Annotated in this window: 10 protein-coding genes and 1 pseudogene; 2 read left to right on the top strand and 9 right to left on the bottom strand. The window is 41.1% G+C overall.

The features are described from left to right. Positions 1-34: 34 nt before the first annotated feature. The 5 genes from nhaC to ACMAZF_RS08340 form a co-directional block, all read right to left on the bottom strand. Positions 35-1,495 carry a Na+/H+ antiporter NhaC gene (gene nhaC / locus ACMAZF_RS08360; RefSeq protein WP_435276912.1) on the bottom strand — a complete coding sequence of 487 codons (1,461 nt, stop codon included), beginning with the start codon at positions 1,493-1,495 and terminating at the stop codon, positions 35-37. Positions 1,496-1,723: 228 nt separating this feature from the next. Then, positions 1,724-3,754, bottom strand: coding sequence for a carboxy terminal-processing peptidase (prc, locus tag ACMAZF_RS08355; protein WP_435276911.1), 2,031 nt, complete (start codon positions 3,752-3,754; stop codon positions 1,724-1,726). A 33-nt stretch (positions 3,755-3,787) separates the two neighbouring features. Then, complete coding sequence (proQ, locus tag ACMAZF_RS08350) at positions 3,788-4,417, bottom strand: RNA chaperone ProQ (RefSeq protein ID WP_435276910.1); 630 nt, start codon at positions 4,415-4,417, stop codon at positions 3,788-3,790. Beyond that, a complete protein-coding gene (locus ACMAZF_RS08345) occupies positions 4,418-4,702 on the bottom strand; it encodes a hypothetical protein (RefSeq protein WP_435276909.1) in 285 nt (94 codons plus the stop codon). Positions 4,703-4,713: 11 nt separating this feature from the next. After that, a complete protein-coding gene (locus ACMAZF_RS08340) occupies positions 4,714-5,193 on the bottom strand; it encodes a GAF domain-containing protein (RefSeq protein WP_435276908.1) in 480 nt (159 codons plus the stop codon). A 210-nt stretch (positions 5,194-5,403) separates the two neighbouring features. On the opposite strand from ACMAZF_RS08340, the gene rsmF reads away from it, so the two are divergent. Continuing rightward, on the top strand, positions 5,404-6,819 hold the full coding sequence (gene rsmF / locus ACMAZF_RS08335; RefSeq protein WP_435276907.1) for a 16S rRNA (cytosine(1407)-C(5))-methyltransferase RsmF: 1,416 nt from the start codon (positions 5,404-5,406) through the stop codon (positions 6,817-6,819). 129 nt (positions 6,820-6,948) lie between these two features. Here rsmF and ACMAZF_RS08330 read toward each other — a convergent pair. Together ACMAZF_RS08330 and ACMAZF_RS08325 are read right to left on the bottom strand one after the other, a co-directional pair. Further along, positions 6,949-7,293, bottom strand: a pseudogene (locus ACMAZF_RS08330) (acyl-CoA thioesterase); the annotation flags it as partial. Positions 7,294-7,438: 145 nt separating this feature from the next. Further along, positions 7,439-7,846 (bottom strand): YccF domain-containing protein, encoded by a 408-nt coding sequence (locus ACMAZF_RS08325; protein WP_435276906.1) that lies wholly within the window; start codon positions 7,844-7,846, stop codon positions 7,439-7,441. A 264-nt stretch (positions 7,847-8,110) separates the two neighbouring features. Between ACMAZF_RS08325 and ACMAZF_RS08320 the strand changes: the two genes are divergently transcribed. Continuing rightward, positions 8,111-9,427, top strand: coding sequence for a Na+/H+ antiporter family protein (locus ACMAZF_RS08320; RefSeq protein WP_435276905.1), 1,317 nt, complete (start codon positions 8,111-8,113; stop codon positions 9,425-9,427). Between the two features lie 47 nt (positions 9,428-9,474). Here ACMAZF_RS08320 and thiH read toward each other — a convergent pair whose 3' ends face one another. After that, entirely contained in the window at positions 9,475-10,626 is a 1,152-nt protein-coding gene (thiH, locus tag ACMAZF_RS08315; RefSeq protein WP_435276904.1) for a 2-iminoacetate synthase ThiH, read from the bottom strand. After that, a complete protein-coding gene (locus ACMAZF_RS08310) occupies positions 10,626-11,402 on the bottom strand; it encodes a thiazole synthase (protein ID WP_435276903.1) in 777 nt (258 codons plus the stop codon). Before ACMAZF_RS08310 ends, thiH begins: the two co-directional genes overlap by 1 nt. Between the last annotated feature and the right edge of the window lie 7 nt (positions 11,403-11,409).

Raw genomic sequence — 11,409 nt, 5'->3', positions numbered from 1 at the left:
GAGAAACTCAGGCTTTTATATCAAAAATTTGTACTTAGTTAAATTGAGGCTCTTCTTTAGAGACCAACTTTTTCACTTTAAAGCCTAACAGCGCAAAAATTACACCGAAAATTGGGCTTGCCCAGTTAAATACACAGAACACTGCATATTCTAACGGGCTAACTAGCAATACAGATTGCATATACGCACCACAAGTATTCCAAGGAACAAGCGCAGACGTTACAGTGCCGCCATCTTCTAACGCACGAGATAGATTCTCTGGCGCAAGACCACGTTTTTCATATTCATCTTTGAACATACGACCCGGCATAACAACGGAAATATACTGATCCGCCGTTAACAGGTTACTACCAAATGCCGTCACTATCGTTGTAATGATTAATGAAGACGCTGATTGTGCAAAGCCAACTAATAAATCAACAACACGCTTTAACAAACCAACATGTTCCATCACTGCGCCAAATACCATTGCCGTAATAATCAACCAAATCGTCGTCAACATTGATGACATACCGCCGCCAGACAACAAGTCATTGAGTGCAGCATCACCAGTATCGACTGAAACGCCGTCAAACATAGCTGTCCAAATGACTGTTACATTCGCACCAAAGCCATCAAGGCCTTCACCCGCCAGCTCAATAATTAATTCCTGTTGAAACAATACTGCCCATAGGCCGCCAACCAAAGCGCCAATAAATACCGCTGGAAATGCAGCAACTTTCTTTAACGCCAATGTTAAGGTGACAAGCAGTGGAATAATTAAATACCATGCAATGGTATATTTGCTGGTTAAGCCTTCACTTAATTGCGCAATACGTGTCGCTTCTGCACTATTTGTTTCCGTCATACCTAAGATGATAAAAACCACAAGCGCGAAAACAAAACTTGGAAATGATGTCCACGCCATGTGGCGAATATGCGTAAACAAATCGGTACCAGCAACAGCTGGTGCCAAGTTTGTCGTATCGGATAATGGTGACATTTTATCACCAAAATAGGCACCTGAAATGATTGCACCAGCGGTAATAGGCAGCGAAACACCTAATCCACCAGCGACCCCCATTAAGGCGACACCAATAGTTGCCGCTACCGTCCAACTACTACCAATACTAATCGCGACTATCGCACAAATAATACAAGTCGCCGCATAGAAAAATGATGGTGAAAGGATTTGTAAACCATAATAAATCATGGTTGGTACAGTGCCGGAAAGTAACCATGTACCAATCAACGAGCCAACGGCCAATAGAATTAAAATCGCCGTCATTGATAAACTAATGCCTTTAATAATACCTGCTTCGATATCATCCCATTTAAAGCCATTTTTTATGCCAATAATTGCGGCTAAGCCAGCACTTAACAGTAATGCAATTTGGTTTGCCCCCGATGACGACGAATCACCAAAGTAAATTACTGCACCACCTAAGAGTGTCACCATCAGTAATACTGGCGAAAATGCGTCCAATAGTGACGGTCGTTTGATCTGTGAATTCATAAATATCCAATTCTTATTGTTATTCTCTACTTATACTTTATTTAATGATTAGTGTAAGTAGGCAGATGAAAAGAAAGTTATATCATCAATTTTCGGTTGAACACAATGTACGGTATTAGAATAGTCGAACCACTAAACCGTCATTGTGTCGTCAACAGTTGTTGATTAACAAGGTTATCTACGTAAAAAGGCCGCTATAATCGGCCTTTAGTATCATTGGTTAGCAAATTAACGTTTCGCTATTTTACCCAAATCAATATAGTCAAAGGTAACATTTGCCGCTTCATCAAGGTATGGATCAAGTGCAGGTGCTTTCTTTGGCAGATCATCAAGTGTTTTAACTGGCTTTAAGCCCTGTGCTTGTCGGCGCAAATTAGCGCGAGTTAACGAACGTTTCTCTCCGTCTTCACGTTCAGCTTTGCGAACGATTTCCACTAAACTTACACTGACTTTATCTTTATCGGCTTTATAACGTGCAATATCTTCATCCATGAAAACAAACTCTTGCTCATTAGCGATACGTGATAAATGCTTTGCTGTTAACGGTTTGAAGCTAGATGGGCTAACTTCACCTAACACTTTGTAACGCGCCTTTGGAATGCTGTCCCAAGGTAACGTGTTGTCTGCAACTACCTCACCAAATTCATCGGCAATTATCGGTGTTGGGAACAAGATATCTGGTGTGACACCTTTATTCTGCGTACTGCCACCGTTGATACGATAGAATTTTTGAATCGTATAAGTGATATAGCCAATTGGCTTTTTATAATAATCATAAATTCGGCTAAGTCCGCGATGCTGCTGCACGGTGCCCTTACCAAATGTTTGCTCACCCAGTACAAGCGCACGTCCATAATCTTGCAGCGCTGCTGCGAAAATTTCAGATGCCGAAGCACTATAACGATTAACTAATACTGACACCTTTCCATCATAGAAGGTGGTGTTATCAGGATCATATTTAACATCGACACGGTTTTCACCGTTTTTTACCTGAACAACTGGGCCTTGCTCGATGAATAACCCGCTTAATGCCATCGCTTCAGGCAATGAACCACCACCGTTATTTCGAAGATCAATAACTAAGCCTTCAACATTCTTTTCTTTAGCTTCTAAAATGAGCTTTTTAACATCACGTGTGAGATTAACGTAGAAACTCGGGATATCAATTACTGCTAGGCGGCGACCTTTGTACTCAGGCAGCTCAGACTCAATGATTTCTAATTTTGCTTGACGATCTTCAAGTTTAACTTTGTCACGCTCAATAGAAACAATACGTGAATTATCAAGTCCACCAACATTACCAGAGACTATTTCTAATTTAACCGTCGACCCTTTTGGGCCCTTAATTAAATCGACGACATCATCTAAACGCCAGCCAACAACATCAACAATCTCTTCATCGCCTTGTCCGACACCAACGATTTTGTCGTCAGGACCAAGTTGTTCACTTTTGTCAGCAGGGCCGCCAGGAACAAGCTCAGTAATAATGGTGTAATCATCTTCCGCGCGCAGCATGGCGCCAATCCCTTCGAGAGATAAACTCATCTCTACTTGGAAACGCTCAGCATTACGAGGTGATAAATAACTCGTGTGAGGATCAATAGCACGTGCAAACGAATTCATAAACACTTGATAAACATCTTCACTCTTAGTTTGAGTAATGCGTTTTAAAGCGTTGTTATAGCGTTTACCTAATACTTCTTGAATTTCCGGCCATTCTTTACCAGCAAGTTTAAGGTTTAGCGCATCATATTTAACACGCTGACGCCATAACTCATCAAGTTCCTTGGTGTCCTTCGCCCAATTTGCATCTTCACGATCGTATACATAATCATCAGCAACCGTAAAATTCATCGGCTTATCTAGCAACGACAACGCATATTGGTAACGTTCAAATCGACGATTCATGTGCAATGAATAAATACTGTAAATGGCTGATACATCACCGGCATTGAGCATATCATCAATATTAGCGTTTAACTTATTGAAGCCATCGATGTCTGCTTGCGTAAACAGCGATTTGTTGAAATCAAGATTTTCAACATAACGCTTTGCAATCTTTGACGAAAATTGATCATTAAGTTCAAAGGTCTTGAAGTGAGTGCGAGTAAATAACCCGGTTAAGCGTGTAGTGGAGACTTTATGTTGTGGCTCTGGCGCTAACTCAGGAATTTCATCCATCTTATATTTACTGTCTAAGGCTATTGCCTGTCCAGCTAACACTAATGGAATAATTCCTAACGTTATACGGTTTAGCATATAAAATCTCCTTGCTAAATTAAATTTTAATTATTACGACTTAGTCAAGATTTGGTCAACGTTTACTTTAATGACCATACCTGATGCTAAAGCTACTTTAACGTCTGACTTAGTGATATCAACAATAGTTCCGCTCATTGGCGCTTTTGCTACGTTAACCAATACTGATTGGTCAATTTTTAGCGTGTTAATATCTTCAACTTTATCACCCGTCAATACTTTAGCCGCTGGCTTGCTTGAACGTACTTTACTTGCTTGTTTAGCACGAGCAGCAGGCTTAGGCTTTTTAGCTTTTTCTGGGTTAGCAGCTTTCTTTGCTGCTTCACGTTGCTTAGCTTTCTCTTGTGACTGTGCCAGTGTCTGGGCAGCATGGTCAATATGTTCGTGCTCTAGCTCATCACCTTCAACGCCATCTAAATCAACACGTTTCGCGCCGGCTTTAATACAACGTAGGTATCTCCAACTCGTCGTATAATGACGAATAGCACCACGAAGTTGAGTTTTGCTCACACGTTCGTCTTCTGCCAAACGCTCACTAAGCTCTTGAAATAAGCCAATTTTTAAAGGCTTTGCTTCGCCTTTGATACTAAAACATGCTGGAAATGTTTCTGCCAGCATTGCAATGATTGCCTTATTGTCTGTTAGTTTAACTGTAGTAGTCATTTATTCTTCCGAGTTTACTTCAAATTCTTCAATTAAAAATGTTACAAAGTGTACGACAAGTTCATCGTCCACTTCCAAAAGTCCAGGTTGGTATTGCCAGTATGGCCATACCGCATCAATCATTTGTTCAAAGAGATCAAGGTCAATCGATTCATCAATGACACTAAATAAATGATGGTAAATTCTATTAATGTTTTCCGCAGCCAATTCTTCTTCACCTTCCCATTCGCCAACTTCACTAGCGTCAAAGAGGTATTGGTGAATATCAACTCTATCGTACATCATTAATTATTTTCCTATTTTGCAATAAATTCAAGATCGCATTGAGCAAGATGGGCGACTAACGCCTCAACACACAAAGTGAGTCCAGCTTCATCTTGTTCAGTAAATCTTGCAAGTGACGGGCTATCAATATCAAGCACACCAATTGCTTTGCCGTTAACGATTAATGGAAATACAATTTCTGATTCAGATGCATTATCACACGCAATGTGCCCAGGAAATGCATGAACATCATCAATACGTTGAACAATATTTGTCGAGATTGCTTTACCGCACACACCCTTATCTAACGGTATACGATAACAGGCAACTTTACCTTGGAAAGGGCCTAATACTAATTGATTATCTTTTAAAAAATAAAAACCAACCCAATTAATATTATCAAGTGACTGATTAAGAATTGCAGACACATTAGATAGTACTGCAATGGCGTCAAACTCGCCGTCTGTCAATGCTTCAATCTGACGAGCAACGAGGGAATAATCTGTGTTCAAAAATCTTTCTCTAATTAATTATAAAGCGAATTGCACGCTACTATACCTTAGTTGGATTAAATGAAAAGAGTCTTTACCTGACTAAGCCGTAACTATTGACGTATTTAACAGCAAATACACAAAAATAGGAAGTACAACGGCAACGTTTGAACATATACCTCACAAGGAGATTTAGTTACAATAGCCGCCGAATTGACATAGGCCACACACATGACATCCAACAATATCCAAATTCCTGACGCGTTTATTGATTTAATCAAAGACACTTTACCGGATCATTTATCTGTCGAAGATTTAATTCACTACTGTCAGCAGCCGCTACGATTTAGTATTCGTATTAATACGTTAAAGATAAGTCATGACGACTTTATATCATTAATGACGCCTTTAGGTTGGACATTTACACCAATAACGTGGTGTAAAGATGGTTACTGGATAGCGTTAAATAATGATGCAACCGCGCCAGGTAAATTACCAGAACACTTAGCTGGCTTGTTCTACATTCAGGAAGCAAGTTCAATGCTGCCACCAACGGCGTTATTTGAAAATATAGAACAAGCTCCTGACTTTGTTTTAGATTTAGCCGCAGCCCCTGGTTCAAAAACGACACAAATCGCTACCTTAATGAAAAACCGCGGCTTATTAGTTGCTAACGAATTCTCATCAAGCCGAGTCAAAGCATTGCATGCCAATCTCCAGCGATTAGGCATAAGCAATACGCTAATTAGTCATTTCGATGGCAGTGTTCATGGCGATTACTTAGAAAACCAATTTGACGCTATCTTGCTCGATGCCCCTTGTAGTGGTGAAGGCACAGTTCGAAAGGACAGTGACGCATTTAAAAACTGGTCGATTGAACACCTTGATGAGATCACCACATTGCAAAAGGCCTTGATCAAATCTGCGTTTATGGCGCTCAAGCCAGGTGGCGAATTGGTTTACTCTACGTGTGCACTTAATGGTCTTGAAAACCAAGGCGTTTGTGAATGGCTATTATCAGAATTTCCAAACAACGCAAGCGCGGTTTCATTACATAACTTATTTGAAGGGGCTGAAAAATCAGTCACCGATGAAGGCTACCTCCATATTTGGCCGCAAATTTACAACAGCGAAGGATTTTTTGTTGCCAAATTTACCAAAGCATCAGCCACAAGCTGCTCAAATCAGCCCTCATTTAAAAGTAAATTTCCGTTTGGCGTGTTATCTAAAAAGCAACAAACAAATATATTGGAAACGCTAGAACCACTGCTTAGAACGGCGGACTTTAGCGATAACCTTTATCAGCGTGATGATGAAATATGGGCATTTCCGACGGGTTCACAGCAGCTCACAGACAAAATGCGATTTGCACGCCATGGGGTTAAGGTAATAGCACTTGGCAAAAAACATCACACCATTAATCATGACGCTATCACCATCTGGGGAAAGGTATCAGTTGACCTAACCAGAGAGCAATATGCAGCCTTTCTTAAAGGCCAAGACTTGTTGATAGACAATCCAACCAAACAAAAAGGTGAAGTTATTCTTGGTTATCAGGGGATCCCGGTTGGGCTTGGTAAATGGGTTAACAATAAGATAAAGAACAAGTTACCGCGCCACCTTGTTAATGACCACGTACGACTTTAAAGAAAGCGGTGCTAATCACCAAAATATTAGTCCCACTTTAGAATATATAAGCTAGGCTAATATAAGTGATTCCCCTAAGCTCGGTACAGGACTAGTACCGAGCTCTTTTTTACCAAGAGGAGCATGTAGTTACGCAGATAATCGTTGTTGACAAGATTCCAAGCAGTCGCGTCGCTCCACTTCAATTGCCATTACCTTATTTTTTTTCATATCAAATAAAACAAATGTTGTTTGCGCATCAGTCACTGTATTACCCGTTTCTTTACAACGAATCACCTGCGACACGATACCACTGTTGTTGCCAATTTTACTGATTTGCGTCTCAACCACTAAGTGTTGATGCAATAACGCTGGCGCGCGGTAATTAATATTTATATTTGCTACTACAAATCCAGCGTAGAGTTTAACTAACGTTTCAATATCGCTGGTCATACACTCCCGTCGAGCTTCTTCTAAGAATTGCAGATAACGCGCGTTATTAACGTGTTAATAGCCATCCAAATGATAACCCCGAACAATGATTTCTGTCATACAGCCTCTCACTTAAACAAGTGTTTAAATAGATGCTAACACAAGAAAAAGGCACTGTGACAGTACCTTTATTGAGAAATTTCATCCTTTACCTAACAGGAACCACGGTTTGCCCAATCGGTGCAAAACTTAGCATCGCAAGTTTTAGATGAACAATACCAAACGGAATACCAATGATTGTCACAAAACAACATACCGCGTGAATTAAATGCCCTAAGCTTAACCACCAGCCAAAAAGTACGAACCACACAACATTACCCACGACGCCTAAAGACCCAGTTCCGATGTCCTCACGCCGTGTTAAATACTCGCGATTTTCAATGTCGTGACCAAATGGCCAAAGTGCTAATCGCGCTATTACGAAACATGAACGCGCAAACGGGATCCCGACAATACTGATACAGGCAATGATACCGACAAACGCCCATAACAAACTCATGATGACGCCGCCACATAAGAACCAAGCCACATTTAAAATTAATCGTAATAAACTCATGTTGTCTCCTTGAAAATTCAACCACTAGTCAACTGTTGCTAGTACTCGTGTATTGCAAAGAAAGAACCAAATCGTAAGTAACTGTTTTAAAATAGTAATATTATATTAAGATTCAATTTATTGACATAATATGCCAACAATCAGTGAATTTAACCAATATGACTCAGACACTTCTATCAACACGGTGGTTTCTAAAAGATTCATTACACGTTATATTGAAGCTCGACCTAACGCGATGAAAATAAAAACAATAAAGGAATCGAAATGAATGCTGTTGTCTTAGCTGTACTTCTAATGCTAATACTTTCACTATGTCGAATTAACGTAGTTTTCGCGCTAATTATCAGTGCAATTGTCGGTGGTTTGTATAGTGGAATACCAATGTTAGAAACCATAAACGTCTTCAAATCAGGTTTAGGTGGCGGCGCGCCGATCGCTCTTGATTACGCCATGTTAGGAGCATTTGCAGTAGCGATTAGTCGTTCTGGAATAACTGACCTATTGGCCAACAAAATTATTGCGCTTATTGGTCGTAAAACTGATGGCTCACATACCATGGTAAAAGCTATTCTATTTAGTATTATTTTGTTAGCGGCGATAAGCTCTCAAAATATCGTGCCGGTACACATCGCCTTTATTCCTATTTTAATTCCTGCACTATTAGGGATATTTAACCAGTTTAACCTTGACCGACGCGCAATTGCTTGTACGTTAACCTTCGGTTTAACCGGTACTTACATGTTGCTCCCTTATGGGTTTGGTCAGGTTTTCCTCATTGAATTATTACTCAAAAACTTAACCAACAATGGGCTTGAAATAACGGCATCGCAAATCCCATTTGTGATGGCGATTCCGGTAGGCGGTATGCTGTTAGGGTTATTAGTGGCGTTATTTATTACCTATCGCAAGCCACGAAAGTATATCTCACATGAAGTTGATGCGAGTCAGCAAACCTTGGATTTCAATCCGCGTTATATTATTGCAGCACTCGTTGCCATGCTGGCAGCATTGGTTATTCAGCGCTACAGCAACTCCATCATCGCCGGTTCAATTGTTGGTTTAATTATCTTTGCCATCGGCGGCGTTTTTAAGCCTAGCGAAACCCAAGATATTTTTACCAGCGGTGTAAAAATGATGGGAACCATCGGCTTTATTATGATTTCAGCGGCGGGCTTTGCAACGGTCATGAAGGCAACAGGCGACATTGAATCATTAGTGAGTGGTTTTTCGTCGGTCATTGGCGATAACAAATTGCTTGCGGCCCTTGTGATGTTAGTGATTGGATTATTAATTACCATGGGCATTGGTTCATCATTTTCCACCATTCCAATTATCGCCGCTATCTATGTTCCGCTTTGTTTGTCATTTGGATTTTCCATTCTTGGAACGGCAGCATTAGTGGGCACAGCAGCTGCCTTAGGTGATGCGGGTTCACCAGCATCCGATTCGACACTTGGCCCGACCTCAGGTTTAAATGTCGATGGTCAACACGATCATATTTGGGATACTGTCGTGCCAACTTTCCTGCATTACAATATTCCACTAATCATATTTGGCAGCGCTGCGGCCATGATTCTATAAAACATCTTAAGCAATTAAAGGGAGCGTAAAGCTCCTTTTTTAGCCGATTATGCCGTAATCAATCCCTGCTGCCAGTCTTTCCAAACAACCTGATACCCCTTGTCAGTAATCATCTGCGCTACAACATCTACACTGCGAGTATCATCAATACTAAACTGCTCCAATGATTTATCGTCATTAGCGTAACCGCCGGGTTGTGTTTTCGATTCCGCACTCATCGTCGTGATACCAAGCGCCACCATGTTATTGCGAAAGACAGCGGATTCCCGAGTAGAAAGTGATAATTCTACTTGTTGATTAAAGATACGATAAGCACATATTAGCTGCACTAACTCTCGTTCATTCATCGGTGAATTAATATCGCCACCGCCTTCGCAAGGGCGCAGGCGTGGAAAAGCTAATGAAAACTTCATACTCCAAAACTGCTTTTCTAAGAAGCGAAGTTGCTTTGCAACATAAAATGCATCCGTTCGCCAATCTTCTAATCCCAGTAAGCAGCCTAAGCCGACTTTATTAATGCCGGCTCGCCCGACACGTTCTGGCGCTTGTAGACGATAATCAAAGTCTGACTTCTTGCCCTTTAGGTGATATTTCGCGTATTTCTCACGGTGATAGGTTTCTTGGTAAACCAAAATAGATTCAACACCTAGCTCGTGTAAACGGCGATACTCTTGTTCTTTAAGTGGCTGAACTTCCATCGCAATATGACTAAAGTATTCTTTGAGTACTGCTAAGGCCGATTCAAAATACTCGATCCCAACTTTGCGCTCAGACTCTCCTGTCACAATTAGTATATGTTCAAAGCCTTTCGCTCTAATGGCTTGTGCTTCTTGACGTATTTGCTTGAGGTTTAAGGTAGTACGGCGAATTTTATTTTCCATACTAAAACCACAGTAAGTACAAATATTCGAACACATATTTGATAAATACAACGGCACAAATAGCTGAATTGTTTTGCCAAAACGCTGCTGAGTCAGTCGCTGACTCTCAGCCGCCATATGTTCTAAGTAGGGCGCTGCCGCTGGAGAGATAAGGGCTTTAAAATCATTTAGCGACAAACGCTGATCAGCCTTTGATTTAGCTAATGCTTGAACAACAGCGTTATCATCAATAGACTTTATCTCGCAGGCCATTTGCTGCCATTCATCCATTTTTACATGCTGGCTAAATGACTGTTCGCTAACTTGATAATTGCTCATTAGTCTAAGAAACCTGTCAATGGACTTGTAGCGATTGCATGTTGTGCTTTGGGTGCAAGCCCAGCCAAGAACGCACTGCGCCCTGCTTGAACCGCTTGTGCAAACGCTTTAGCCATCGCTATTGGTTGGTGTGAAACCGCCATCGCGGTATTGACAAGTACAGCATCAGCACCCAATTCCATCGCTAGTGCAGCATCTGATGGCGCGCCGATCCCAGCATCTATCACCACTGGCACATTGGCTTGCTCAATAATGATTTCTAGAAACGCTCGCGATGCTAATCCTTTGTTAGAGCCAATTGGCGAGCCAAGCGGCATGACGGCGGCACAGCCGACTTCTTCTAAGCGCTTCGCTAAAACGGGATCGGCATGCATATAAGGTAAAACAATAAAGCCGTCATTGGCCAGTACTTCCGCCGCTTTAAGTGTTTCTATCGGATCAGGCATGAGGTACTTAGGATCAGGATGTATTTCTAACTTCACCCAATTAGTGCCTAATGCTTCACGAGTTAATTGTGCGGCAAAAATCGCATCTTCTGCATTTTTTGCTCCGGAGGTATTAGGTAATAGATTAAAACCAGCCTGCACTAAGGGTGCTAAGATATCGTCCGTTTTATCTGCGATATCAACACGCTTTAGCGCCATAGTCACCAATTCACTTTGAGAGGCTTTAAGCGACGCCATCATCATTTCACTGCTAGAAAATTTACCGGTACCTGTAAAAAGACGCGATGAAAATGTCTTATCACCTATGGTTAATACATCTGTTGTTGTCATTTTTCCT

This window comes from Psychrobium sp. nBUS_13 (genome assembly GCF_051201665.1).
Classification (GTDB): Bacteria; Pseudomonadota; Gammaproteobacteria; order Enterobacterales; family Psychrobiaceae; genus Psychrobium.
This window is presented reverse-complemented; position numbering and strand designations above follow the sequence as displayed.

Excerpts from the sequence above, each read along its gene's own strand:
- nhaC (WP_435276912.1), bottom strand. The coding sequence starts at position 1,495 with ATGAATTCACAGATCAAACGACCGTCACTATTGGACGCATTTTCGCCA.
- prc (WP_435276911.1), bottom strand. The coding sequence starts at position 3,754 with ATGCTAAACCGTATAACGTTAGGAATTATTCCATTAGTGTTAGCTGGA.
- proQ (WP_435276910.1), bottom strand. The coding sequence starts at position 4,417 with ATGACTACTACAGTTAAACTAACAGACAATAAGGCAATCATTGCAATG.
- ACMAZF_RS08345 (WP_435276909.1), bottom strand. The coding sequence starts at position 4,702 with ATGATGTACGATAGAGTTGATATTCACCAATACCTCTTTGACGCTAGT.
- rsmF (WP_435276907.1), top strand. The coding sequence starts at position 5,404 with ATGACATCCAACAATATCCAAATTCCTGACGCGTTTATTGATTTAATC.
- ACMAZF_RS08325 (WP_435276906.1), bottom strand. The coding sequence starts at position 7,846 with ATGAGTTTATTACGATTAATTTTAAATGTGGCTTGGTTCTTATGTGGC.
- ACMAZF_RS08320 (WP_435276905.1), top strand. The coding sequence starts at position 8,111 with ATGAATGCTGTTGTCTTAGCTGTACTTCTAATGCTAATACTTTCACTA.
- thiH (WP_435276904.1), bottom strand. The coding sequence starts at position 10,626 with ATGAGCAATTATCAAGTTAGCGAACAGTCATTTAGCCAGCATGTAAAA.
- ACMAZF_RS08310 (WP_435276903.1), bottom strand. The coding sequence starts at position 11,402 with ATGACAACAACAGATGTATTAACCATAGGTGATAAGACATTTTCATCG.